The organism is Mesorhizobium loti R88b (assembly GCF_013170845.1).
Taxonomy (GTDB): domain Bacteria; phylum Pseudomonadota; class Alphaproteobacteria; order Rhizobiales; family Rhizobiaceae; genus Mesorhizobium; species Mesorhizobium loti_B.
The window spans coordinates 2,749,457-2,773,903 of sequence record NZ_CP033367.1; the positions used below are offsets into that span (position 1 = coordinate 2,749,457).

At 63.4% G+C, this 24,447-nt stretch carries 25 protein-coding genes; 15 read left to right on the top strand and 10 right to left on the bottom strand.

Annotated elements, in window-relative coordinates; all coding sequences use genetic code 11:
- Positions 1 to 91: 91 nt before the first annotated feature.
- Together EB235_RS13315 and EB235_RS13320 are read right to left on the bottom strand one after the other, a co-directional pair.
- Positions 92 to 850, bottom strand: a complete 759-nt coding sequence (locus EB235_RS13315; protein WP_027030524.1) for a metallophosphoesterase family protein — start codon at positions 848 to 850, stop codon at positions 92 to 94.
- An 80-nt stretch (positions 851 to 930) separates the two neighbouring features.
- Positions 931 to 1,287, bottom strand: a complete 357-nt coding sequence (locus EB235_RS13320) for an ArsR/SmtB family transcription factor (RefSeq protein ID WP_027030523.1) — start codon at positions 1,285 to 1,287, stop codon at positions 931 to 933.
- A gap of 206 nt (positions 1,288 to 1,493) precedes the next feature.
- On the opposite strand from EB235_RS13320, the gene EB235_RS13325 reads away from it, so the two are divergent.
- Complete coding sequence (locus EB235_RS13325; protein ID WP_027030522.1) at positions 1,494 to 2,672, top strand: MFS transporter; 1,179 nt, start codon at positions 1,494 to 1,496, stop codon at positions 2,670 to 2,672.
- A gap of 33 nt (positions 2,673 to 2,705) precedes the next feature.
- Here EB235_RS13325 and EB235_RS13330 read toward each other — a convergent pair whose 3' ends face one another.
- A complete protein-coding gene (locus tag EB235_RS13330; protein ID WP_027030521.1) occupies positions 2,706 to 3,170 on the bottom strand; it encodes a MarR family winged helix-turn-helix transcriptional regulator in 465 nt (154 codons plus the stop codon).
- Positions 3,171 to 3,354: 184 nt separating this feature from the next.
- On the opposite strand from EB235_RS13330, the gene EB235_RS13335 reads away from it, so the two are divergent.
- Positions 3,355 to 4,149, top strand: coding sequence for an SDR family NAD(P)-dependent oxidoreductase (locus EB235_RS13335; protein WP_027030520.1), 795 nt, complete (start codon positions 3,355 to 3,357; stop codon positions 4,147 to 4,149).
- A 392-nt stretch (positions 4,150 to 4,541) separates the two neighbouring features.
- On the opposite strand, the gene EB235_RS13340 is transcribed toward EB235_RS13335, so the two are convergent.
- Positions 4,542 to 5,141, bottom strand: coding sequence for a LysE family translocator (locus EB235_RS13340; protein ID WP_027030519.1), 600 nt, complete (start codon positions 5,139 to 5,141; stop codon positions 4,542 to 4,544).
- 94 nt (positions 5,142 to 5,235) lie between these two features.
- Between EB235_RS13340 and EB235_RS13345 the strand changes: the two genes are divergently transcribed.
- Positions 5,236 to 6,105 carry a LysR family transcriptional regulator gene (locus EB235_RS13345; RefSeq protein ID WP_051429657.1) on the top strand — a complete coding sequence of 290 codons (870 nt, stop codon included), beginning with the start codon at positions 5,236 to 5,238 and terminating at the stop codon, positions 6,103 to 6,105.
- A 212-nt stretch (positions 6,106 to 6,317) separates the two neighbouring features.
- Positions 6,318 to 6,965, top strand: a complete 648-nt coding sequence (locus tag EB235_RS13350; protein WP_032925508.1) for a TetR/AcrR family transcriptional regulator — start codon at positions 6,318 to 6,320, stop codon at positions 6,963 to 6,965.
- 53 nt (positions 6,966 to 7,018) lie between these two features.
- Here the strand turns inward: EB235_RS13350 and EB235_RS13355 are convergent, their stop codons facing one another.
- From EB235_RS13355 to EB235_RS13365, 3 genes are all read right to left on the bottom strand, one after another.
- Positions 7,019 to 7,669 (bottom strand): dihydrofolate reductase family protein, encoded by a 651-nt coding sequence (locus EB235_RS13355; protein ID WP_027030516.1) that lies wholly within the window; start codon positions 7,667 to 7,669, stop codon positions 7,019 to 7,021.
- Positions 7,670 to 7,762: 93 nt separating this feature from the next.
- Complete coding sequence (locus EB235_RS13360) at positions 7,763 to 8,605, bottom strand: protein-L-isoaspartate O-methyltransferase family protein (RefSeq protein ID WP_027030515.1); 843 nt, start codon at positions 8,603 to 8,605, stop codon at positions 7,763 to 7,765.
- Between the two features lie 73 nt (positions 8,606 to 8,678).
- Positions 8,679 to 10,043 (bottom strand): Nramp family divalent metal transporter, encoded by a 1,365-nt coding sequence (locus EB235_RS13365; protein WP_027030514.1) that lies wholly within the window; start codon positions 10,041 to 10,043, stop codon positions 8,679 to 8,681.
- A 236-nt stretch (positions 10,044 to 10,279) separates the two neighbouring features.
- Between EB235_RS13365 and mntR the strand changes: the two genes are divergently transcribed.
- Both mntR and EB235_RS13375 read left to right on the top strand, forming a co-directional pair.
- Positions 10,280 to 10,732: a manganese-binding transcriptional regulator MntR gene (gene mntR / locus EB235_RS13370; protein ID WP_027030513.1), complete on the top strand. Its 453-nt coding sequence runs from the start codon at positions 10,280 to 10,282 to the stop codon at positions 10,730 to 10,732.
- 96 nt (positions 10,733 to 10,828) lie between these two features.
- Entirely contained in the window at positions 10,829 to 11,017 is a 189-nt protein-coding gene (locus EB235_RS13375; RefSeq protein ID WP_027030512.1) for a hypothetical protein, read from the top strand.
- Between the two features lie 72 nt (positions 11,018 to 11,089).
- Here the strand turns inward: EB235_RS13375 and EB235_RS13380 are convergent, their stop codons facing one another.
- Entirely contained in the window at positions 11,090 to 13,165 is a 2,076-nt protein-coding gene (locus tag EB235_RS13380; protein WP_027030511.1) for a hypothetical protein, read from the bottom strand.
- 184 nt (positions 13,166 to 13,349) lie between these two features.
- On the opposite strand from EB235_RS13380, the gene ypfJ reads away from it, so the two are divergent.
- The 4 genes from ypfJ to EB235_RS13400 all read left to right on the top strand — a co-directional run bounded on the left by ypfJ (position 13,350) and on the right by EB235_RS13400 (position 18,741).
- Positions 13,350 to 14,276, top strand: coding sequence for a KPN_02809 family neutral zinc metallopeptidase (gene ypfJ / locus EB235_RS13385; RefSeq protein ID WP_027030510.1), 927 nt, complete (start codon positions 13,350 to 13,352; stop codon positions 14,274 to 14,276).
- Positions 14,277 to 14,421: 145 nt separating this feature from the next.
- Positions 14,422 to 15,687, top strand: coding sequence for a TCR/Tet family MFS transporter (locus tag EB235_RS13390; protein WP_027030509.1), 1,266 nt, complete (start codon positions 14,422 to 14,424; stop codon positions 15,685 to 15,687).
- Positions 15,684 to 16,604, top strand: a complete 921-nt coding sequence (locus EB235_RS13395; protein ID WP_027030508.1) for an aldo/keto reductase — start codon at positions 15,684 to 15,686, stop codon at positions 16,602 to 16,604. The genes EB235_RS13390 and EB235_RS13395 overlap by 4 nt, the downstream gene beginning before the upstream one ends.
- 316 nt (positions 16,605 to 16,920) lie before the next feature.
- Positions 16,921 to 18,741, top strand: a complete 1,821-nt coding sequence (locus tag EB235_RS13400; protein WP_208603629.1) for a glycosyltransferase family 2 protein — start codon at positions 16,921 to 16,923, stop codon at positions 18,739 to 18,741.
- Positions 18,742 to 18,772: 31 nt separating this feature from the next.
- Here the strand turns inward: EB235_RS13400 and carA are convergent, their stop codons facing one another.
- Positions 18,773 to 19,978, bottom strand: coding sequence for a glutamine-hydrolyzing carbamoyl-phosphate synthase small subunit (gene carA / locus EB235_RS13405; RefSeq protein ID WP_027030506.1), 1,206 nt, complete (start codon positions 19,976 to 19,978; stop codon positions 18,773 to 18,775).
- 272 nt (positions 19,979 to 20,250) lie between these two features.
- On the opposite strand from carA, the gene EB235_RS13410 reads away from it, so the two are divergent.
- The 4 genes from EB235_RS13410 to EB235_RS13425 all read left to right on the top strand — a co-directional run bounded on the left by EB235_RS13410 (position 20,251) and on the right by EB235_RS13425 (position 22,545).
- Positions 20,251 to 20,703, top strand: a complete 453-nt coding sequence (locus EB235_RS13410; RefSeq protein ID WP_027030505.1) for a GatB/YqeY domain-containing protein — start codon at positions 20,251 to 20,253, stop codon at positions 20,701 to 20,703.
- A gap of 196 nt (positions 20,704 to 20,899) precedes the next feature.
- Positions 20,900 to 21,226 (top strand): PadR family transcriptional regulator, encoded by a 327-nt coding sequence (locus tag EB235_RS13415; RefSeq protein WP_027030504.1) that lies wholly within the window; start codon positions 20,900 to 20,902, stop codon positions 21,224 to 21,226.
- Positions 21,223 to 21,789: a DUF1700 domain-containing protein gene (locus EB235_RS13420; protein WP_027030503.1), complete on the top strand. Its 567-nt coding sequence runs from the start codon at positions 21,223 to 21,225 to the stop codon at positions 21,787 to 21,789. Before EB235_RS13415 ends, EB235_RS13420 begins: the two co-directional genes overlap by 4 nt.
- 48 nt (positions 21,790 to 21,837) lie before the next feature.
- Entirely contained in the window at positions 21,838 to 22,545 is a 708-nt protein-coding gene (locus EB235_RS13425) for a GIN domain-containing protein (RefSeq protein WP_027030502.1), read from the top strand.
- 16 nt (positions 22,546 to 22,561) lie between these two features.
- Here EB235_RS13425 and EB235_RS13430 read toward each other — a convergent pair whose 3' ends face one another.
- Complete coding sequence (locus EB235_RS13430) at positions 22,562 to 23,503, bottom strand: LysR family transcriptional regulator (RefSeq protein WP_027030501.1); 942 nt, start codon at positions 23,501 to 23,503, stop codon at positions 22,562 to 22,564.
- Positions 23,504 to 23,602: 99 nt separating this feature from the next.
- On the opposite strand from EB235_RS13430, the gene EB235_RS13435 reads away from it, so the two are divergent.
- Positions 23,603 to 24,394: an alpha/beta fold hydrolase gene (locus EB235_RS13435; protein ID WP_027030500.1), complete on the top strand. Its 792-nt coding sequence runs from the start codon at positions 23,603 to 23,605 to the stop codon at positions 24,392 to 24,394.
- Positions 24,395 to 24,447: the final 53 nt, after the last annotated feature.

A 24,447-nucleotide genomic window follows, 5' to 3' on the forward strand; every position in this document is an offset into this window, starting at 1 on the left:
CCTGGCAGCATGAATGCAAGGGCATTTAGCCTGTGGACATCAGCTTCGCTCAGCCGGGCATGAGCTTCGCTCAGCCTGGCATGAGCTTCGCTCAGCCTGGCATGAAGCCAGTCCTGAGAGCATCGGCCCATTCCGGTCGTCCCGCCTGTTCTGCCTGCCGTGCCGCCGCCTCGTGGTCGTAGTCGACGGCGATGGCCTCGAAACGGTCGGGTTGGCCGGCGCTGCCCAAGGTGACGATGCCGTAGCGAGCATGCGGCGAGCCCTGCTCGGAGACGTGCGCCGGCGGCGTGTCATCATCATAGGCGGGGCAACCGATGCTGCCCGGGTTGAAGATCACGGGGCCATCAGGGATGCGGACCAGCTCCGCCCGGTGGCTGTGGCCGCAGAGCGCAATGCGGCAGGCCGGATCGAGCGCTTTCAACCGCCGCCGGATCGCCGCCAGCGGCGCGCGCACCAGCTGGCCATCGACGACGGCGTCGAGCAGATATTTTTCATCGTGGTCGGGGCGGGCGTGGAAGGCGACGATGCCGGGCGCGATTTCCAGCGTCAGCGGCTGGGCCAAAAGCACCGCGCGCTGCGCCTGCGTCAGCCGCTCCTGCGCATAGACGTCGGACGCCCACATGGTCTCGTCGGCGGGATCGACGGCGACGCGGCGGTCGTGGTTGCCGCGCACCGTCGGCAGGTTCAGCGCCTCCAGCCGCTCAAACGTTTCGCGCGGCCACAGCGGCCCGGAGACGCTGTCGCCAAGATTGACCGTGAGATCAGCCCCGCCGCGCAGGCGCAGATCCTCTAGCACGGCGTCCAGAGCCAGGACGTTGCCGTGGATATCGGCGAGGACGGCAATGCGCATGCGGGGAGGCTCCGGGGACTGACAAATGACCGGTTGGAAGGGGCAAACCTATCCGGATTTGGGCTCCAAGTCCTGTAGGGTCAGGCCGGAACCTCAAGATCGTGGCCGCCGACCGCCGGCAGAGCGGGGTCGTCCACGGCAGCGGCAATGACGCTGTCGAGCAGGCCGGGGAAGCGGGCGTCGAGGTCGGCGCGGCGCAGCGTGATCATGCGGTTGGTGCCGACCACTTCGGCACGGGTGACGCCGGCCTCGCGCAATTTGGCAAGATGATAGCTCAGATTGGTCTTCGAGCCGAGATCGAGGAACTGGCTGCAGTTCAGCGGCACGCCTTCCTTGCTGGCAAGATAGCGCACGATGGCAAGCCGGGTCGGGTCGCCGAGCACGCCAAGCACGATGGGCAGGCTGATCTGGTCCGAATTGGGATGAGGTAACGTCATGGCTGGAACCTAAGCACAGTTCGAGCCGATTTCAACGCGCCGATCAACGCCTGCCCTGCACATTGTTTCTCCCATTTCGACCCATACCGAACGACCGTGCTGACACAGGGCTGTCAGGAAGGTTCAGCTATTTTGCCCTGGCTTCATTGACATCATGCCCTGCTATGTCCAATTGTTCAATAACTTTTGAACTAAGGACGCATCTCATGGATAAACGGATCTTTTGGCTTGCGCTCGGATCGTTTGCGATTTCGACCGAAGGCTTCGTCATCTCCAGCCTTCTGCCCGACATTGCCCGGGATGCCGGCATTTCCATTCCGCTCGCCGGCACGCTGATCACCGCCTTCGCACTCGCCTATGCGCTCGGCACGCCGATCCTGGCGACGCTGACCGGCGAATGGGACCGGCGCCGCGTCATCTTGTGGACGCTGGTGTTCTTCGTTGTCGGCAACATCGTCGCCGCCATGAGCTCCTCCTTCGAAGTGCTGCTGATCGCGCGCATCATCATGGCGCTGTCGTCGGGCCTGTTTGCCGCGACCGCGCAAGGCACGGCGGTGGCGTTGGTCGACGATCATCACCGGGCGCGCGCCATTGCCGTCGTCGTCGGCGGCACCACGGTGGCCGTCGCGGTCGGCGCGCCGCTCGGTGCGCTGGTGGCTGCCTTCGCCGGCTGGCGCGGCACCTTCTATGCCATTGCCGGGCTTGGCGCGCTCGCCGGCGCGATCCTTTGGTACCGGCTGCCGCGCGGCATCGTCGGCACCAAGCTGCCGCTGAAGCGCAGGCTTGCCGCTGCCATGCGCCCCGGCGTGATGCCAATCCTTCTGACCACATTGCTGGCGCTGACCGGCGCCTTCACCGTCTTTGCCTATGTCGCGCCGCTGGCCATAGAGAGCGGCGGCTTAAGCGAAATCGCGCTGCCCGGCATGCTGCTCGCCTTCGGTGTCGGCGCTGTCATCGGCAATATTGCCGGCGGCCAGGCGGCCGACCGTTTCGGCGCCACCCGCACCGTCGGCTGGTCGCTGACGCTGAGCGCGGCCATGCTGGTGATGCTCTCGGTTATCCCGACCTTCCTGCCGCAGCACATTGCCGGTCCGGCGCTGATGGCGATGATGGTGCCGTGGGGCATTGTCGGCTGGGCGTTCCCGCCGGCGCAGGCCAGCCGCATCATCAGGCTGGCGCCGGATGCCGCCCCGATCGTGCTGTCGCTCAACGGCTCGGCGCTCTATCTCGGCGTGGCGCTGGGTGCGGTGGTCGGCGGTGGCGTGCTGCGCTACGGCGCGCCGGCCGATCTCGGCCTGATCGCCGCGGCCTTCCCGTTGATCGGGCTCGGCATCGTGCTGGCCGGGCGGATGCTGGCGCGGCCGGTGGCGATGCCGGCAGAGTAGAACTTCCCGCAGATCTGACCGGAGGCCGTTCTTTCAGCCTGGAAGAGCGGCCGCCGGCGACTCGTAGTCCAGCGCGGCGACTTCATCCAGCATGGCGCGCAGGTCGGCAGCCCGTTGCTTGCCGACCATGGTCTCGAAGCGCTGCTGGGCAATGCTCCACAATTTCGTTGCCTCATCCAGCTTGGCGAGGCCCTGGCGTGTCAGCCGCACCCGCTTGACGCGGCGATCGTCCTTGTCGGCGAAGGCTTCGACAAAGCCGTCGCGGATCAGCGGCTTCAGCGTGTGGCCGAGCGCCGACAGATCCATCACCATCGCCTCGGCTATGGTGCCCATCGCCGGCTCGTTGCTGACGTAGATCTGGTAGAGCAGGCCGTATTGCGTGCCCTTCAGGCCCGAAGGCGAGATCACATCGTCATAGAAGCGACCGAGCTTGCGCGCGGCACGCCGCAACGTTGCATTGTTGCAAGGGCTAAATCCTGGCATCGCAGTCTTGGTCATCACGACTCCTCGCCGGCAAAAGCGTCTGCCGGCCTGCCGCAGAAATAGTTTCTGCCGCCTCCGTTGACAAGATAGTGGCATATACCTACTTCCCAGAAAGTGGCATATGCCACTAATTAGAAATTGGGCGGCGGGACGAGGGACATCGGCCTGTCCCGCCAGGCAGCAACAAAGGAACAGGACAATGAGTGCACAGACAAACAAGGGCACGGCGGTCGTCACCGGTGCTTCATCGGGCATTGGCGCGGTTTATGCGGACCGGCTGGCAGGGCAGGGTTATGATCTGGTTCTGGTGGCGCGACGCGCCGACCGGCTCGAGGAGCTGGCCGAGAAGCTGCGCTACGCCTACGACCGCAAGGTCAGCTTCATCACAGCCGATCTCTCCAACGACGATGATGTGCGCCGTGTCGAGCGGGTGATAGCAGCCGACGACAGCGTGACGCTGCTCGTCAACAATGCCGGACTTGGCGGTGCGCAGGTCGTTGCAACGGCGGATGCCGACGTGGCCGAGCGCATGATCAAGGTCAATGTCATCGCCTTGACCCGCCTGACCCGTGCCGTACTGCCGGGGTTCTTGGCGCGCAACCGGGGCGCCATCGTCAACATCGCCTCCGTGCTCGCCTTCGATACCTCATTCGGCGGCATCTACAGCGGCACCAAGGCCTATGTCGTCAACTTCACCGAGGCTCTGCACCGTGAGGTCGCCGGCACCAATGTGAAGGTGCAGGCGGTGCTGCCGGGCGCGACGCGGACCGATTTCTGGGAGCTTGCCGGCAGCGACATCGACCAGCTTCCAAAGGAAATCATCATGACCGCCGACGACATGGTCGATGCCGCCCTTGTCGGCCTGGCCAAGGGCGAAGCCGTCACCGTGCCGGCTCTTGTCGACGCGGCCAAGCTGGACGTCTTCCTCGGCGCCCGGCAGGCGTTTTACGGCAGCCTGCACGCCGACAAGCCGGCGGCACGATACGGGGTTTGAGGTCACCTCTGTCCGGTCTGGCGCTATGCTATGCACATATCTTTTTGTGACTGGCGTGACTGATCGGCTCTAAGCTTGATTGCCACGTGGTTCCCCCAATCCGTCGCTGCTTCGCAGCGCCACCTTTCCCCCCTCCTGAGGGAAAGGAAGGGAGCGTTGCTGGACGAGCGTTGACATCAAAAAAGCCTGGCACCTTTCCTCTACCCCGTCGATCGGCGGAGAGGTGGCTCGGCGAAGCCGAGACGGAGTGGGGGTCGACCAGCGCTGCATAAGACAATGCATGCGCCAAGCTGCCATGCACGCTATCGCCAAAGACCAGTTGCCTGGAAATGTGTGCGTGCCGTAGCGCTCTGGAGAGGGCAAGGAACCCAGGTCCTGCTGGGACTGCGCTCCTAATGCGACCGCCACATCGGGATGATCGACGCCGCCAACACCAAGGCCAGCACGATGTTGAGCGCGCGCCATTGCCTTTCGGTCTTCAGCAGCCGTGCCAGCACCATGCCGGCGACGCACCAGATGGACAGCGAGATGGCGGCGGTGAGGCCGAAGGTCGAGCCAAGCAGCAAGGCGAGTTGTCCCGGCCCGTCGGCCAATGCGGCGAACGAAGCCGCCGCGCCCAGACCCATTGCCCAGCCCTTGGGGTTCATCCACTGGATGCCGGCGCCGCCGAGGAAGCTGTTCGGTTTGGCCATCGTCACGTCGAGATTGGGCGGGCCGGCGCGGCCGATCTTGATCGCCAGCCAGAGAAGATAAAGCGAGCCGATCACCTTCATCGCCAGTTGTAACGAAGGCACCGCGAGCAGCAGGCCGGCGAGCCCCGCGGCCGCCGCTCCCGTCACTGTGGCGAGGCCGGCGGCACTGCCGATCATCAGCGGAACCGAGCGGCGAAAGCCGAACTGCGCACCCGAGGCGGTCGACAAGGTGGTGGCGATGCCGGGCGTGGCGGTGGCCACGAAAGCAAACAGGATCAGCGGCAGGATGGGCTGGAGCATGGGCGTCCTTTTTTGGAGGCTCCATGGTAGGCTTGGGTTCACATCAGTAAATGCAATGTTTGTGATGTAAGGCATTAGCATCTATAATGGCGGAATGATCCGCAATCTCGATACGTCCCTGGTGCGCACCTTCGTCACCGTTGCCGACAAGGCCAGCATGACGGCGGCGGCCAATGCGCTGCACCTGACGCAAGGGGCTGTCAGCCAGCAGGTCAGAAGGCTGGAAGAGGCACTCGGCTGCAGCCTGTTCGAGCGCGACCGGCGCGGCTTGCGCCTGACGCGGTCCGGCGAGCGGCTGTTCGACAAGGCCAGGCGCCTGCTCAGCCTCAATGACGAGATCTGGGCCGAGATGGCGGGCAGTGCTGTCGCCGGCCAGGTGCGGCTCGGCGTGCCCTATGATCTGGTCGGCACCTTGCTTGCGCCGGTGCTGAAGGCCTATGCCGAGACCTATCCGCAGGTCGAGATCTCGCTGGTCTGCGCCTCGTCGCCGGAATTGGCCTCAGCACTTGCTGCCGGCACCATCGACCTTGCGGTGATCGAGGAACGGGTCGGCCCGACATCGGGCGAATGCCTCGCCATCGACCGGCTGGTCTGGGTCGGCGCCAAAGGCGGGATCGCCCGCGCCAAGCGGCCGCTGCCGGTATCGATCGTTGCCGACACCTGCGCCTTCCGCCCGGTGGTGCTCTCGGCGCTCGCCGAGCACGGGCTGGAATGGCGCACGGTGTTCGAAAACGGCAACATCGATGCGACGACCGCGACGGTGCGCTCTGATCTCGCCGTCACCACGTGGCTGGCTTCCACCGTGCCTTCAGATCTTGACATCTTGCCGTCCGAGTCCGGCCTGCCGCCGTTGCCGAATTTTGCCATCAATCTGCATCTGCCGCGCCACGGCGTTGGGCCTGCGGCGCAGGAATTCGCGCGGCATATCCGCGATGGGCTGGCGCGGCGGCCGCAGGCGGCCTGATTACCAGGTTTCGGCTGTTGCCGAGTTTATTCATTCGATACACGGTTGCCAGTTCGCTGAAACTCGCCCCGGAAACGAGTACGTTCTGGTTCGGCGCTGCTACCGCGACGGGGCTTGCTTTTGCATATATTCCATCCGATCGCGTACGTCGGATTTATGTGTATCAAATATAATGTTATACTGAGCATATTTATTGGGCTTGGGGACTGGCAATGCCGACCGATCGTCGAACCCGTAAGCGTCTCGTCACACGACAGGCCATCTCCGACGCCGCCACCCGTCTGTTCATTGCGCGCGGCTTCGATGACGTGACGGTGGACGAGATCGCCGAGGCCGCCGATGTCGGCCGGATGACGGTGTTCAATCATTTTCCCCGCAAGGAGGACATGTTCTTCGACCGTGACGAAGAGGGTCGCGAGAAACTTCTCGAGGCCTTGCAGGAGCGCGATGCAAATGTCGCTCCAATCGAAGCGATACGTCGGCTCGCTCATCGGGTCGCTACGGAAGAGCAGCCTTACATACGCTTCTTCCCGGGCAGCCGGAACTTCGTGGAGACGATTGAGAAAAGCCCAACCCTGATTGCCCGGGCGCGGGCAATACGCGACGAACTCGCACAGTTCGTCGCGGTGGCACTCGCCGAAAGCGTCGGCAGAGAGCCGACCGATCCGGACGCGCATCTGGCCGCCAATCTAGTCCTGGCAACATGGACCGTGGCTTTCATCCAGGCGCATCGGGTCTATCGGGAAAGCCAGGATGCCGAGAAGGCGAAATCCACCTTTCTCGCGGTGATCGACCGGGGAACAAGAGGCCAGGAAGCAGCCATGGCGGGCACGCCGTACGCCCATGCGAGTTTGTCCTGAAGCGCGTCGCGTTGAAACGGATTCATGCGACGCGCTTCAGGTCTTTGCTTCAGCTATTTCCAGTTCTTCCGCCGCTCGATCTCGGCATCCGACGGCGCCTGCGAAGCGAACGATCCGACCTTGATCTCGCCGCCGCGTTCATAGGTCGCCATGATGACACCGGTGCTGGAGGCCTGCGATTTGACGAGCTTGAAGGCGGCCGGCACAGCCTCGTCGCCGAACAGCCGCTTGCCCTTGCCCAGCAGCAGCGGGAAGATCATCAGCCGGATCTCGTCAATCAGCCCGTTGGCCAGCAAGGTCTGGATCAGCTTGCTCGAACCCTGGATAAGCAGGTCAGGTCCATCCTCTTGGCTGAGCCGGCGCAACGTCGCGACGATATCGGGTCCAAGCGATTGCGTGTTCTGCCAAGTTAGGCTGTCAGGCCGGTGCGTCGCTACATATTTGGTCGCGGGGTTGAAGGCATCCGCGATCGGATCTTTCTGATACGGCCAGTACGCGGCGAAGATGTCGTAGGTTCTGCGGCCGAGCAGCAGGTCGAAGGGTTTGGAGAACAGGTCTTCCATGGCCTTTCCCGCCACCTCGTCGAAGTAATGGAAGGTCCAGCCGCCGAATGCGAAGCCGCCGACCGGATCCTCTTCCGGTCCGCCCGGCGCCTGCATGACGCCGTCGAGGCTGACGAAGGTCGCGGCGATGATCTTTCTCATGGTCTTCTCCCTTGTTCCCATCCACGCCGTCACGGCCGGATCCATCGTAACGACGAACGACAAAGCTGGATTTCGACAGCGGCCGACAAATTTTCAGTGTTTGCCGCTGGTCTGGATGTTGCGTGACGAAAACCACACATCACCAAAGATGGCGGTGGCAGTGCGGTCCGGCGCCTTGTCGCTCGTCAGCCAGATCGAGCGGCTGCGCGTGGCCTGCTCGCGTGTCGGGATCTTCGCCGCAAGGTCCGCAAGCGAGGCGCCGAAGCATGGGATGAACCAGGCGCGCATGAACGGATCGCAGGCAAAGCCCTTTGCTGTGCGGGTCACCAGCATCGCCAGCGGGACGCGCTCAGCCGGGCGCCAGGGGAAGATCATCCGGCCGCCGGGACGCAGCGCCTTCAGCCATGTGGCCGGAGGGGCGACGACGCCGGCATTGACATAGATGATGTCGGATGGCGGCAAGGGCGTGGTCACGGCATCGCCATGGACGACGGTCGCGTTTGGATAGGCTTCGAGATTGTTGCGCGCCAACTCGGCCAGTCTGTCGTCCAGCTCGAAGGCGGTGACGCTGCCGCCAGGCGAAACCAGCCTGGCCAGCAGGGCTGTGTAATAGCCGGTGCCGGCGCCGATATGGGTGACGGTCTCGCCGGGCCTCGGCGCCAGTTTCCCGATCCACATGGCGTGCAGGAACGGCTCGCCATTGTTGATGCCCTTGTCGGCATCGAGCGCCACCAGCACGTTCTGGTAGATATGGGCCGGATCGGCGCTCGGCGTCGTGATCTTGCCGTTGCCGGCAACGATCGTCCACGGCCCGGGGCCGAGAAAGGTCTCGCGCGGGACGCTGGCGAACACCTCTTCCAGGCGTGGATCGGATGAGGCTGCATTGGCCGCCATCAGCCGTGCGTAGAATTTCCTGATGTCTTCGATGTTGCTCATGACAGCAAGCAAGATAGCGCGATTTTCCGGTTTGTCGCGAAGCCAGGCCTTCCGATTTCCCGCCGGACGGACCTCAGCCAACCCCGAACATGGTGTCGTAGAGCAGCTTGAAGTTGAGCACCAGAATGATCGCGGCGACCACCCAGGCAAGTGCGGCCACGCCGCGTGGAATGGCGAGGTTGCCCATCTTCTTCCTGTCGGAGACGAACTGCACCAGCGGCACCACCGCGAAGGGCAGCTGCATCGACAGGATCACCTGGCTGAACACCAGCAATTGGCCGGTGCCTTTTTCGCCATAGAGCGCGGTGACGACCACCACCGGGATGATGGCGAGGCCGCGCGTCAGAAGCCGCCGCGCCCAGTTGGGGATGCGCAGGCGCAGGAAGCCTTCCATGATGATCTGGCCGGCAAGCGTTGCCGTCACCGTCGAGTTCAGGCCCGACGCCAGCAGCGCCACTGCGAACAGGATCGAGGCGATGCTGAGGCCGAGCAGCGGCGACAGCAGTTCGAAGGCCTGGCCGATCTCGGCCACGTCCTGGTGGCCGGTGTTGTGGAAGGCAACCGCCGAGACGATCAGGATCGCGGCATTGACGAACAGCGCCAGCATCAGGGCGATGGTGGAGTCCGTCGTTGCCCATTTGATGGCATCGCGCTTGCCCTTTTCGGTGCGTTCATAGGCACGGGTCTGCACGATCGAGGAGTGCAGATAGAGATTGTGCGGCATGACCGTGGCGCCGATGATGCCGATGGCGATGTATAGCATTGCCGGGTTGGTTACGATTTCGGACGACGGCACGAACATCGCATGCAGGATCGTGCCGGCCGGGGGGGCGGCGACGAAGATCTGGATGGCAAAGCAGCTGAAGATGATGATCAAAAGCGCGACGACGAAGGCTTCGAGATAGCGGAACCCCTTGTTCATCAAGAGCAGCACGAGGAAGGCGTCGAGCGCGGTCAGCATCGCGCCGCCGATCAGCGGAATGCCGAACAGCAGCTGCAAAGCTATCGCGGTGCCGATGACTTCGGCGAGATCGCAGGCGATGATGGCGAGTTCGCAGGCGATCCACAGCACGAAGTTGACGGGACGGGGATAGTAGGCGCGGCAGGCCTGGGCGAGATCGCGGCCGGTGGCGATACCGAGCCTGGCGGCCAGCGCCTGCAGCAGGATCGCCATCAGGTTCGACAGCATGATGATGAAGAGCAGCGTGTAGCCGAACTGCGCGCCGCCGGCGAGGTCGGTCGCCCAGTTGCCCGGGTCCATATAGCCGACCGAGACCATGTAGCCTGGTCCCATGAAGGCGAACAGCCGGCGGAACCAGACGCCCGAACTCGGCACGGCGATGGTGGAATTGACTTCGCGCAGGCTGGGCTGATCGTCCTCATCCCGTCCGGCGAACCGCCATGAGGACCTGGAGGCTGTGGCTTCTGCTTCTGACATGAAAGAACGCTTTCCGCGAGACCGTGCGATGTTCTCCTAAGCTATGCCACGGCTCAACATTATGCAATAGGCTATATTTCATTGTCAGTGCTTTTTGTTCGGCACTCCGAACCGCATGCGAAAGGGGCGATCGGAAACGCCGGTTGCGCCTGTGGGGGAATGCAAATAAACGGCCTGAAGAATCAGAGCCCGTGCTATAAAGCAGCAACGGCTACACTGCCGAGGAGGAGCGCGCATTGGCGCTGAAGAACAGACCGGTCCCGCGCGAACCACTGCCCGACGCCGATGTCCATTCGGAAGGCTTCCGGCAGCAGCGCCAGGCGCGCCGCAGCGCGCTGGTCGAGGATTATGTCGAGCTGATCGCCGATCTGATCGAGGACGGCAACGAGGCGCGTCAGGTCGATATCGCCGCACGGCTCGGCGTCGCCCAGCCGACGGTGGCCAAGATGCTGACCAGGCTGTGCACCGACGGGCTCGTTTCCAGGAAACCCTATCGCGGTGTGTTCCTGACCGATGCCGGCCGCAAGGTGGCCGAGGAAAGCCGCATCCGGCACCAGACGGTGGAAGCTTTTCTGCGTTCGCTTGGCGTCAGTGCCGAGACGGCGCGCATCGATGCCGAGGGCATCGAACACCATGTCAGCGCCGAGACGCTGGAGGCGTTCCGCAAGGCGATGACAGCGCCGCGCTGAAGCTGGCGAATGTCCCGACCGACAAGCCGCTGGAACCGCCTGATGTTACGCACGTTGCTTCTGAAGTCGCGCGATATTGCGCGCAGGGAGGAAGCAATGGGCGTCGAACAGGCACCGACCGCAAAGGGCAAGCAGGCCGCCAAGGGATTGCAGCAAGCAGCGGCGAAGGACGAGCGCAAGACCGAAGCCGAAACCGGTCATCCCCTGAAGAAGGGTGCTGCCCGCTTCGAGGAGCGCTCGAAAAGCTCGGACGGCAAGAGCGCCGGCGCCAAGCAGAAAGACTGAGGCCTCGCGGACGTCAGCGGTTGTCGGCTAATCGTTTGTCCGAATGCGCCTGGACGCTACAATCAAGCGTGTTCACTCACGGACATCCTGGACCCAGCTTCTGGGGTGGCCGTCGACGCGGAACTGGAAGATGAAATAGGGCGGGATGCAGGTGCCTTCGCCCGGCTTGGCCTCGGGCAGATCGTCATAGCCGGCGGTGCAGATATAATCCTCTCGGCAGGGGTGCGCCTTGTCGCAGGCGCGCAGGCCTGCGGTCTTGGTGAACTCCTTGGTGCAGAATTTGTGGTCCTTGCCGGAGGCGATGCAATCGTTGAAGCCGGTTTTGGCCAGCCTGCCGCAACTCGCCTCGTCGGGAAGCTTGTCGCAACTCGCCTTGCGCAGCATGCCGCCGGGAAAGCCGCCGGTCTTCTGTTCGGGATTGTCGTAGCGCTGGCGCGCCGCACCATAGCCTGCGAGCTTGACCACCGGTTTCTTGTCGCGTGCAGGGTCGATGGCGCATGCCTTGGCAGTCGCCGGCGACAGGCGGCAATACTGGTCGTTGCCCCAGGTCGACATCTTGATCTCGCCGAACTCGACGGGGTCGCCGACCGCTGTGCCCTTCTCGCTGACGCAGGTGCCGAAGCCTGGATGGATGGCGCTTTCATGGACGCCGGCGCAGCGTAAGCCGCTACCGCAGGTCCAGTTCTTGAAGCTTGCGTCCGTACCGCGATAACAGATCGAGCCCCAGCCATTGTAGAGGTCTGTGCCCTTCAGCGCCTCGGCGTATTTCTGGTCCGGACGAGCGGCGAAACCTTTGGTGAAATCGGGCTGGCCGCCGGCGGCGAACTGCTCGACGATGGCGCGGCGGCGCGGCAGGTCAGCGAAGAACACCGCCGAGCCCGGCACGAAGACGGCGTTGCGGCGCGGCTCGCTGGCCGGATCGGCGCCAGTGTAGTGGAAGCCGGCAATGCCATGCGTCTGGTGGCAGCCTGTGCAGGTCATCTCATTGAGCCGCAGGTCGAAGCCGGCGACCGACTTGATGGTGGCGAGCGAGTTGCCCTTGGCAACGTAATCCTTCAATGCCTTGTCGATATCGGCGTCGTCGACCAGCCCGTAGACGATGTTGTTCTGCGAGCGGCTCAAGCCGCCGGGCGCGACGGAGACGGCGCTCTTGGCCAGGAATTTCTCGTCGATGACGAGCCGGCCATGGTCGAGGTCATAGATGTTGCGGTCGGTGAGCAGCCATTTGGCGAAAGCCGGCTTGTCGGCCAGCACCGTTGGCCGGTCGATCTGGTTCTCCATCTTCGATTCATAGAAGCTCGAGGTTGCCGGATCCCATTTGAAGATCTTCAGCAGGTACTCGGCATGGCCGCCGAAATCGCGCCGCGTCGAGGCCGACAGCCTGAGCACCTGCATGTTGAGCTCGAGCCGCATGATCTGCGAAGAATTCAGCATGGCGCCGGACAGCGGCCCTTCGTCGGAACGCAGCCATGCCGCAAGCTGGTCGGGCGGCAGGTCCTTCTGGCCGGCGGCAAGCCAGCGCTGGCCAATGTCGGCGCAGGACAAATCGGTAGCGCTCGGCAGATCCTTCGAGGCGCGGGCCTGCGCCTTTCCAGGCTTGGCGTTGAACACAAGGCTCATGGTCAGCGGCAGGCGCGAGGAAATGCGCTGCGCCACTTTGCCCTTGGCCGGCTGTTCCGCGACCGAATAGTGGAAGCGGTAGATCAGCCGGATCTCGCCGCATTCGGTGTGGCCGAGATAGCCGCGATCCATGCGGTTGACGACACCGGTCAGGTCCAGCGTCGAGCCGTCGTCGTCGATGTATTTCGGGTTGAACTTCTGGCTGGTGTCCTTCGATCTGGCCATGGCGGCGACATAGGGGTCGGGGCTGGCCTTCGGCTCGTCCGATATCTCCTGCTTGACCGTGTCGCGCACCGTGGCCAGCGCCGGCACCGAAAACAGCCCGCGATTGTCGACGTCGCGGGTGAGGCCGAGTGCGGGTCCGAGCAGCCGGCTGATCGACAGGCCGCCGCGCTCCAGCGCCTGCAAGGTGGCCGGATCGGTGACGGCGACGCTGGAATCGAGCGTCACCGCGCCGGCGCTTGCTAGACCAAGGCTAAGCAGCGCCGCGAGCAGCGACAGGAATTGACCGACCGTCTTCAGCCTCATGCCCCTTTGTTTGCGGCGATGCTACAGGCCTTCGCGTGTATCGGCCAGTGCGCTGAAGCCATCACGCCGGCGTCGGCCCGGTGACGAAAAATGCTGTGACTTGGCGCAACCATTGGGATAATTGTTTGTTGGGTTGAGCCGGCATGCCGGAGCAACGAGGAAGTTTGCAGCGCGAGGAGTTGCCATGCTCTGGAGAGGCCGTCGTCAGAGTGACAATATCGAGGACGACCGCAGCGACAGCGGTGGCGGCGGTATCGGCGGCGGTGGTGGCGGGTTCCAGCTCCCGATCGGCGGCCGCACCGGTGGCGGCGGCAGCATTATCCTGGTCATCCTGGTGGTGATCGCCGGATGGTATTTCGGCTTCGATCCCTCGGCGATCCTGGGCGGTGGCGATGGCAGTCTGCTGCCGGGCGGTGGCGGCCAGGTCACCGACAACGGCGGCGGCCAGGACAGCGGCGCGGGTGCGCCCGCCAATGACGAGATGAAGCAGTTCGTGGCGACCGTTTTGGCCGAGACCGAGGACACCTGGACCGGCATTTTCAAGTCGCAAGGCCTGACCTATGAGAACCCGAAGCTGGTGCTGTTCAGTGGGCAAATCCGCTCTGCGTGCGGTTCTGCTTCCTCGTCGGCCGGACCTTTCTATTGTCCGGGCGACCACAAGGTCTATCTCGACATGACCTTCTTCCAGCAGCTCGACCAGCAGTTCGGCGCCTCGGGCGAGTTCGCACGGGCCTATGTGATCGCGCATGAGGTCGGCCATCACGTGCAGAACCTCACCGGCATCATGGGCAAGTTCAACCAGATGCGGCAAGGCATGAGCGAAGCCGATGCCAACCAGCTGTCGGTGCGCATCGAGCTGCAGGCTGACTGCTTCGCCGGCGTGTGGGCGCATTTCACCGCCCAGAAGGGCATATTGGAACAGGGCGATTTCGAAAGCGCGCTGAATGCCGCCAAGCAGATCGGCGACGACACGCTGCAGAAGAAGATGCAAGGCTATGTCGTGCCGGAAAGTTTCAACCATGGCACGTCGCAACAGCGCCAGACCTGGCTGGCGCGCGGCTACAAAAGTGGCAAGCTGGCGGACTGCAACACGATGACCGGCCCGCTCTAGGCAGCCATATCCGGGCAAAAACCTGACGGCGAACACGCCGTCAGGGAGAGTCAGGATCGACGTTTTCCGCCTGTTCCCGCATTGTTCCTTTCCGCCGGCTCGCCTATAAGGTGCGTCCGCCTGAGGCTGAGGAGCCGAACCCGTCATGATCGACCCCAAAACCGCCAGGCGGGGCCTCGCGCTGGTTTTCACCACGCTGCTGCTCGACATTATCGGTTTCGGCATGATCATGCCGGTGCTGCCCGCCTATCTCAGGGAATTGACCGGGGTCAGCATCAGCGGTGCTGCGATCGAAGGGGGCTGGCTGTTCTTCGTCTATGCGGCGATGCAATTCTTCTTCGCGCCGATCATGGGCGGCCTGAGCGACCGGTTCGGGCGGCGGCCGATCCTGCTCGCCTCGGTGTTGACCTTCTCCATCGACAATCTCATCTGCGCCGTCGCCTGGTCCTATCCGATGTTGTTCATCGGCCGCGTGCTGGCCGGCATTTCCGGTGCCAGCTATTCGACGACATCGGCCTTCATCGCCGACATTTCGAATGATGAGAATCGGGCGAAGAATTTCGGCCTGCTCGGCATCGCCTTCGGTGTCGGCTTCGTCATCGGGCCGGTGCTGGGCGGATTGCTCGGCACGTTCGGACCGCGCGTGCCGTTCTATTTCGCCGCCGGGCTCGCCTTCGTGAACTTCCTGATCGCGATGTTCTTCCTGCCCGAAACGCTCGATGAAAAGCATCGCCGCCGTTTCGAGTGGAAACGCGCCAACCCGGTCGGCACGCTGTTGCAGATGCGCCAGTATGAAGGCATTGGCTGGATCGGGCTGGTGTTCTTCCTGGTGACGCTCGGCCACATGATGTACCCGGCGGTGTGGTCGTTCGTCTCCAACTACCGCTATGGCTGGAGCCAGCAGCAGATCGGCCTCTCGCTCGGCGCCTTCGGCATGTGTGGCGCGATCATCATGGGCACAGTGCTGCCACGCGTAATCCCGAGGCTCGGCGAGTGGCGGACCGCGGTCATCGGCCTGACCTTCACGGCGGCCAGCGCGTTCGGCTATGCCTTCGCCACGCAGGGATGGATGGTCTATGCGGTGATTGTCTTTGGCTGTCTCGAAGCGCTGGCCGATCCGCCGCTGAGGAGCCTCGCCGCCGCCAAGGTGCCGCCTTCGGCGCAGGGCGAATTGCAGGGGGCGATGACGTCGATCTTCTCGATCACCTCCATCATCACGCCGCTGCTCTATACCGGGATTTTTTCGTGGTTCACCGGGCCAAGCGCGCCGGTGACCTTCGGTGGCGCTCCCTATCTGGTCGGCGCGTGTTTCCTGGTGCTGGCGGTCATCGTCTTCGTCACCAAGGTTGCGCGGCCGGCCGCGGTCAGGACCGTCACCACCGAAGTCGCGGAAGATGGAGCGCAGATATGAGCCATGACAGCCGCATCGCGCTGACCAAGGACGGGGTATCGCTGTCGCGGCTGGTCTTCGGCGCCTGGCGCCTGCTAGACGGCGGCGTCCGCCCGGATGCCGATCAGGTCGCACGGCTGATCGGCAGCGCCGTCGACCTCGGCCTGACCAGCTTCGACCATGCCGACATCTACGGGAATTACGAGGTGGAGGCAGCGTTCGGCGCCGGGCTGTCGCGCTGGAAAGGCAGGCGCGAAGACATCGAGCTGATCTCGAAATGCGACATCATGCTGGCCTCGGCCAACCGGCCGCAGAACCGGCTGAAGCATTATGACACCAGCGCCGCCCATATCGCGACCTCGGTCGAGCGTTCGCTGACCAATCTTCACACCGACTATCTCGACCTATTGCTGCTGCACCGGCCCGATCCGCTGATGGACGCCGACGAAACGGCGACGGCATTGGCCGGCCTAGTCAAGGCGGGCAAGGTCAGAGCGGTCGGCGTTTCCAATTTCACGCCGTCGCAGTTCGATCTCCTGGCGTCGCGGCTGCCGTTCCCGCTCGCCGCCAACCAGATCGAGATGTCGGTGCTGAAGACGTCCGCATTGACCGACGGCAGCCTCGACCATGCGCAGCGTCTGGCCTATCCACCAATGATCTGGTCGCCGCTCGGCGGCGGCTCGCTGTTCACCGGCAAGGAAAGCCGGGAAGCAAGGGTGCGGGCAGCGCTCGCGGCGGTGGCCGCCGAAATCGGTGCCGGCGATCTCGCCACCGTCGCCATCGCCTGGCTGCTGCGTCATCCGGCCCGGCTGGTGCCGGTGCTGGGTTCGATGAAGCCCGAGCGACTGGCGGCCATGGTCAAGGCGCTCGACATCGTGCTCGACCGCCAGCAATGGTTTGCCATACTGGAGGCCAGCGAAGGCCGGCCTGTCGCGTAAGATCAGGGTATCTGCGGACGCCCGCACCGGCCGTCATTGCCTGGGCGCAGATGCCGGCAGGCGAAGTAGCGCGCAAAGGCCGCTCCGTGGCAGGAAGATTGGCCGATATGCGTCAATCGGTCGACATCCTCGGCGCAGACGTCATCTTCCGCTTGTCGGCACTGCCAACGGCCGTTATGTCGCTGTGACGTAGGGGTACGGGACAGTGCGATCCATTGGCGGGCAATTCAGGCGTATGCGGCTCGTGGGCGCCGCGTTGCTTGGCGCTGTCAAGAGCCGTGGCGGCTGGAGGACGGCAATTGCGCGTGCTTCGGCAGTGTTTAGAAGAGAGGGCCTGACCGGTCTCAGGAAAAGCTGGAAACGCGCAATACCGCGCGCCAAGCTGGCAATAGTTCTTGAAGACGGCACCATCGTCGATTGCAACGACTATACCGGCTGGCTGGCCCGTTATGCCGGGATCGACACCTCGAAGCGCGCGCGAATTGCTTCTCGGATCGCCCAGATGGAACGGCGGCCGACAATCTCGATCGTCATGCCGGTTTACAATGCGAACATCGGATGGCTGCGCGAGGCCATCGAATCCGTTCGTGCGCAACTCTACGAGAATTGGGAACTCTGCATCGCGGATGACTGTTCGACAGAGCCTCTGGTGAAGCAGACGCTTCAGGAATACGCTGGGATCGATGATCGGATCAGGGTTGTCTACCGAGACAAGAACGGCCACATCTCGCAAGCATCCAACTCGGCGATAGAACTTGTTGCGGGGGCGTGGATCGCGCTCCTGGATCAAGACGATCTCCTGACGGAAGACGCGCTCTATTACGTCGCGGAGGCGATAGCCGCAAATCCGCGTGCCGGATTGATCTATTCCGACGAGGACAAGATCGACGAGCAGGGCAACCGCTTTTCGCCGCACTTCAAATCGGACTGGAACCCGGAGCTTTTCCTTTCCTACAACATAATCAGCCATCTCGGCGTCTATTCGGCAGCGTTGGTCAGGCAGGTCGGCGGCTTTCGCCGGGGGTATGAAGGGTCTCAGGACCATGATCTGGCGCTGCGCATTGTCGAGGGGATTGAACCCTCGCAGATCGTCCATATTCCGCGCGTGCTGTACAATTGGCGGGCTCATTCCGGCAGCACCGCGGCGTCCGGTGACAACAAGAGCTATGCGGCGATAGCCGGCCAAAGAGCAATTCGGGATCATCTCAAACGCAAAGGCGTGGACGGCGACGTTGAACTATCGCCCTTTGGCCCATACCGGGTTCGCTATAACCTGCCGAAAGAATTGCCGCTCGTCAGTCTGATCATACCAACCCGCAACGATCTGAAGCTGGTCAGGACGTGCGTCGAAAGCATCCTGTCGACGACGGCATATCCACGCTACGAAATCATCGTCGTCGACAACAAATCCGACGATCCGGGCACACGCGATTATCTCGAGAAGATGGGAAAGACGGCGAGCGTCCGTATCATCCGCGACGAGGGCCCGTTCAACCATTCAGCGATCAACAACCGCGCCGTGGCGGCCGCGCGCGGCTCGATCATCGGTTTGATCAGCAATGACATCAAAGCCACTTCCGCCGACTGGCTGGAAGACATGGTCAGCATGGTGCTTCAAACCGGCATAGGAGCCGTTGGAGCAAGGCTTTGGTCTGCAAACAACAGGCTCCAGCATGGCGGAATCATTCTCGGCATTGGCGGCCTGGCCAATCATTCGCATCTCGGTTTGCGGAACGGGCGACCCGGATATATGGGGCGGGTTCAAATCAGGCAGTCATTGAGCGCGGTGACTGGCGCCTGCCTGATCGTGCGAAAAAGCGTTTTCGATGAGGTCGGCGGTCTGGATGAAGGGGTCGAGGCCGCATTCAGCGATATCGACTTCTGCATGAGAGTTCGAGAAGCCGGCTACCGCAACGTATGGACGCCATTCTCGGACCTTTACCGACAGGGGTCGAGGCTGGCTGGTCTCAAGGGAAGGCCAGACAAGACTGCCGGCCGCCACGAGCAGATGGTCCTGATGAGGGAACGCTGGGGAAAGTTCCTCATGGCAGATCCGGCCTACAGTCCCAACCTCACCCTGGAGCGGACCGATTTTTCGCTGAGCTGGCCGCCGCGTGTCCAGGAGCCGTGGGAATAGAGCCGGGCAGGGCCTCTGGTCGAAGAAAAACTCAGGCCCGTTCGGCCAGCAATTCCTCGCCGCGCTTTTCACGGATCAAATTGACGAAACGGCGGAACAGATAGTGCGAGTCCTGCGGGCCGGGCGAGGCTTCGGGGTGGTGCTGGACCGAGAAAACCGGGCGGCCGGTGAGCGCGATGCCGCAATTCGAGCCATCAAACAGCGAGACATGGGTTTCCTCGACGCCTTCGGGCAGCGAGTCGGCATCGACGGCAAAGCCGTGGTTCATCGAGACGATCTCGACCTTGCCGGTGGTGTGGTCCTTGACCGGATGGTTGGCGCCGTGATGGCCCTGGTGCATCTTGGCCGTCCTGCCGCCCAGCGCCAGCGCCAGCATCTGGTGGCCAAGGCAGATGCCGAACACCGGAATGTCGGTCTTCAGCAAATCCTTGATGACCGGCACGGCATAGTCGCCGGTGGCTTCCGGATCGCCCGGGCCGTTGGAGAGGAAGATGCCGTCGGGCTGCATGGCGAGGATCTCTTCCGAACCGGTGCTGGCTGGCACCACGGTGACCTTGGCGCCGAGACCGGCAAGCAGGCGCAAGATGTTGCGCTTGACGCCGTAGTCTATTGCCACGACGTGCATGGAGGGCTCGGCCTGTTCGCCAAAGCCTTCGTTCCAGACCCAGGGCGTCTCGCGCCAGACCGAGGACTGGCCCGAGGTGACTTCCTTGGCGAGATCAAGCCCGATCAGGCCCGACCATGCGGCGGCGCGCTGCTTCAAATCGTCGAGGTCGAAGACGCCATCGGGCGCATGCGCGATGACGGCGTTGGGCATGCCCTTTTCGCGGATCAGCGCGGTGAGCGCGCGGGTGTCGATGCCTGACAGCGCAACAATGCCGCGCTTCTTCAGCCACTCGTCGAGACCACCGACGGCACGGTAGTTGGACGGGTTGGTGACGTCGGCCTTGAACACGGCACCGACAGCGCCGGCGCGTGCGGCCGGGTTGAGGTCTTCGATGTCCTCGCCATTGGTGCCGATGTTGCCGATATGCGGGAAGGTGAAGGTGACGATCTGGCCGGCATAGGACGGGTCGGTGAGGATCTCCTGGTAGCCGGTGAGCGCGGTGTTGAAGCAGACTTCGGCAACGGCGGAACCGGTGGCGCCCAGGCCGCGACCCTCGATGACGGTGCCGTCGGCCAGCACCAGCAGGGCGGTCGGCTTTTCGGTTGCCCAGGCGGGCGTCATCTCGGCCATGCGGCACTCCTATCAGGCCGCGTGCTGCAGTTGGCCCGGTGGCCATCGGCGCGGCAAATGGCGCGAAGCGGCGAATTCGCGGCTCCCACGCAGTCAAGCTTCAGTTCATGCAAGGCTGAGTACATAGGGGAAGGCGGCAGAGTGGTCAATGATCACGCGAAATGCGGCCATGATTTATTTCATCAAGCAATATCATAGGCTTGCGTCATAATATCAGGGTTTGCGTTGGCCAGGCCCCGGCGCTATTGTCCGCGCCGACCGAAGGAGAAAGCATGATGCGCGCGAAAATCGCCGAATCCCTGAAGAGCGCGATGAAGGCGCAGGACAAGCACCGGCTGCCGACATTGCGGCTGATCCAGGCCGCCATCCATGACCGCGACATCGCCAATCGCGGTTCGGCCAAGGAGCCGGCCAGCGACGAGGAGATCCTGCAGATACTGGCCAAGATGGTGAAGCAGCGCGAGGAATCAGCCAAGGCATTCGAAGACGGCAAGCGGCCGGAACTGGCGGCGCAGGAGCGTGGCGAGATGGAGATCATCCGCGGTTTCCTGCCGACGCAGTTGGACGATGCGGCCATCGCCGCGGCAGCGCGCGAGGCGATCGCCGAGACCGGTGCCGCCAGCCAGAAGGACATGGGCAAGGTGATAGCCGCTCTGAAGCAGAAATATGCCGGCCAGATGGATTTCGGCAAGGCAAGCGGTATCGTCAAGGGTCTGTTGCAGTAGGGCCCTGCTGCAGCAGGGCTTTTCTCGCCACGATCATGCTGGCACTGAATTAGCGCGCTCTCGTTCCAATAGGGATTTTTGCACCATCTAGCTTCACCCCAAACTGGCGTGAGCGCGATGGCGCATGCTGGTCAAATTCACTACCTTGCATAAACAGGTAGCGTGCTATATACAGGTCTCGAATTCAGGGCCTGCCATGACCGACTCCATCCTCGTTCAGCTGCGAAAAGGCGCGCTTGATCTGTGCGTCCTGGCCGTGCTGTCGCGGGGTGAAAGCTACGGCTATGAAATCGCCAGCACGCTGGTCGCCGCGGTGAACATGGGGGAGGGCACGATCTATCCCCTGATGCGCCGGATGCAGAATGACGGGCTGGTCGCCACCCGCCTCGTCGAGTCGAGCAGCGGGCCGCCGCGCAAATATTACCGGCTCACGCCGCTCGGCCGGCAGGCCTTTGAAGCTCACCGCCGCGATTGGCGCTCCTTCGGGGGTGCCGTCGACAAACTTCTCGAGGATTTGCCATGACCAGGGACGCCTTCCTGCGCACGCTGAGACAGGGACTAGCCGGGCTGCCGCCGCAGGAGATCGAGGACATTGTCGGCGACTATGCCGCCCATTTCGCCGATGCTCCGGGCCGCAGCGAGGCGGAGGTCGCGGCGGCCCTTGGTGATCCGGCCAGGATCGCCCGCGAGCTGCGCGCCGAGGCAGGGCTGCGCCGTCTTGAAGCCCATTGGAGCGTTTCGAACATGCTGGCGGCGACGTTTGCCCTGGCCGGCCTTGCCTTCGTCGACATCGTCTTCCTGCTGCCGCTGCTCATCACCGCGGTGGTGCTTGCGCTTGCCCTTGGCATCACGCTCGTCGCCATCGGCGCGCTCGGCATCAAGATCATTCTCAGCGCGCTGCTGTTCGAGCCCGGGGTCACCTTCTCGCTCACGCTGGGACGCGTCTTCATCGGCGCCGGACTGGTGAGCGGCTTCCTGGGCGGCGGCGCCTTGTTGCTGCTGGGCATGGGCGCGGGCCTGCGGGTTGTCGGGCGCTATGCCCGGCTGCATTCGCGCATCACGCAAGCCGACCGCAACTCCGCTTGAGCGTTGCCTCGCGCTTGCAATTTGTCATCACGTTGAAGGAAACGGACAATGACTGGAAAACTGGCATTCGTCGCGACAGCCGGATTGGTTGGCGCCGCCCTCTTGTTGGCCGCGGGCATCGGGCTTGCAGGGCCGGATTGGGTCAACGCGGGAGGCTCGTGGATCGGCGGCCAATCCACCTGCGGCGCGATCACATCCGTCAGGAAGGAAGTGACGCTGCCATTCAGCGCCAATGACAGCTTCACCATCGCTTTGCCGGCTTCCGTCCGTTACCAGCCGGGCGACAAGGCCGAAGCTGTGGTGAGCGGCGATTCCACGCTGATCGATCATGTGCGCATGGAAGGCAGCCGGCTCACCCTGGATTGTGATACGGGCTGGTTTTCGCCCCGGCTCGATGTCAGCCTGTCGGGCCCAGCGATTTCGGATTGGAAACTGACCGGCAGTGGCGACCTTGCCTTGTCCCAAATCAATCAGCCCAAGCTGCGGCTGAGCATTCGCGGCAGCGGCAGTGTGGCCGCCACCGGAACCACTCAAACGGTCGATCTGGAAATCTCCGGCTCAGGCTCGGGGCGGCTCAAGGATCTGATCGCCCAATCCGCACAGATAGAGATCCGCGGCAGCGGCGACGCAGAGGTCACCGCGCAGGCCGACGCCGATGTCTCGATTTCCGGCAGCGGTGATGTCGATCTCTATGGGCACCCGACCATGCGGCGTTCGGAGGTGAGAGGCAGCGGCAGCATCACGCAGGTGCCTTAGCCCGAGGCCTTCGCGATCAGTTGGTCGATGTCTCCCCGGCGCGTTTCCGAGGCTCCAACGCGCGGCGCAATGCTGGCGCTTCCTGCTGGATATGATCCCACAACCGGTTGGCGATCGGTCCGTGCGGCCGGTCGCGACGGCGCGCCACCACCAGCTCCTCGGTACGGCCCGGCAGATGCCGGCCGGCAATGGAGTGCAGTCGTCCGTCGTGCAGCTCGTCCTCGATCAGGAAGCGGGGCAGGTGGCCCCAGCCAAGACCCTGCAGGATGATCTCCTTCTTCATGCCCTGGTCGGCCACCAGGCATTGCGGCGCGCCTTCGATCAGCGAATAGTCCTGTTGTGGCGAATGGCGGGCGCTGTCACGCATGACGCATTGGGTGAGTGCCTGCATCTGATCGGGCGTGATCGGCTCTTTAATGCGCTCCGGCAGAAAGCCAGGCGCCACCACGGGAATGAACGGCACCTGGCACAAATCGACCCATTCGACCCTGGTGTCACCCTTGTCGACCCAGTGCAGGATCAGATCCGCTTCGTCGTCGAAGAGGCGCTCCCACGGACCGCCGACGGCCTCGAAATGCAGATGCAGGCGCGTGCCCGGGCACTGGGCGAAAAAGCGGCCAAGCATGCCCAGCACCTGCGGCCGCGGGCAGAGGTCGCCGATGACGACATGGATCTCGCTTTCCTCGCCCATTGAAAGCTGGGCGGCGTGCACCCGCAGGACCTCCAGTTCGCGCAGCAGCGATTGCGCGCGGCGATGGAACGACAGCCCCGCCTCGGTCGGGCGCACGCGATAGCCGCTGCGGTCAAGAAGAATCAGATCGAGCTGCCGTTCGAGCTTGGCAATGGCGGCGAAAACTGCCGGGTGCGAGCGATGCAGCATGGCTGCCGCCGGCTGGAAACCGCCGGTGCGGATCACCGCATCGAAGCATTGCAGATCGTGCAAGGTGAATTCGGCCATGTCAGCTTTGATTACAGAGACTGTCCTATCTTTGTAATATCACTGAAAACGCTGCCCGCCTACGCTCTGCTCATTCAACCTTCCAGAAGGAACTTCATCATGAGTGAGCTGAATTTCGTGACTGTCGGCGACGGCACGCGCATCGCCTATCGCTTCGACGGCGATGCCAAAAAGCCGGTGCTGGTGCTGTCGAACTCCATCGCCACCACGCTGCATATGTGGGACGGCCAGATCGCCGAACTGTCGAAGCATTTCCGCGTCTTGCGCTATGATTTTCGAGGCCATGGCGGATCGAGCGTCCCGGCCGGCGCCTATTCGCTCGACCGGCTTGGCCGCGACGTGACCGAGCTGCTGGATGCGCTCGGCCTTGGACGCGTGCATTTCCTCGGCCTGTCGCTGGGCGGCTTCGTCGGGCAGTGGCTCGGCGTGCGGGCGCCTGAGCGCATCGACCGCCTGATCCTTGCCAACAGCTCGTCACACCTCGGGCCGGCAAGCTATATCGACGAGCGAATCGTTGCGACGCTTCAGGCTCCCGACATGGCAGAGAACGCGGAGGCGTTCCTGGCCAACTGGTTTCCGGCCGCCATGGTCGCGGCCAACGGCCTTGTCATCCAGGAATTTCGCGCCATGCTGCTGAGCATCGATCGGCGAGGCTTGGCCGGCTTGTTCGCCGCCGTTCGCGATTCCGACCTTCGCCGCATTGTGACGTTGGTCTCGCGGCCGACCCTGGTGATCGCCGGACGGTACGACACGGTGACGGCGCTGAGTCACAGTGAAGAGATCGCCGCATCCATCCAAGGCGCGAAGCTGGTCGTCTTGCCCGCGGTTCACCTGTCGAACGTCGAGTACCCTGCCGAGTTCGTCGAGGCTGTGCTCGGTTTTCTGCGCTGAGCGGGAGTGCAAAGCCGAGAGTGCGTGAGGTTCGCGCCTATCAAGGTGCGGAC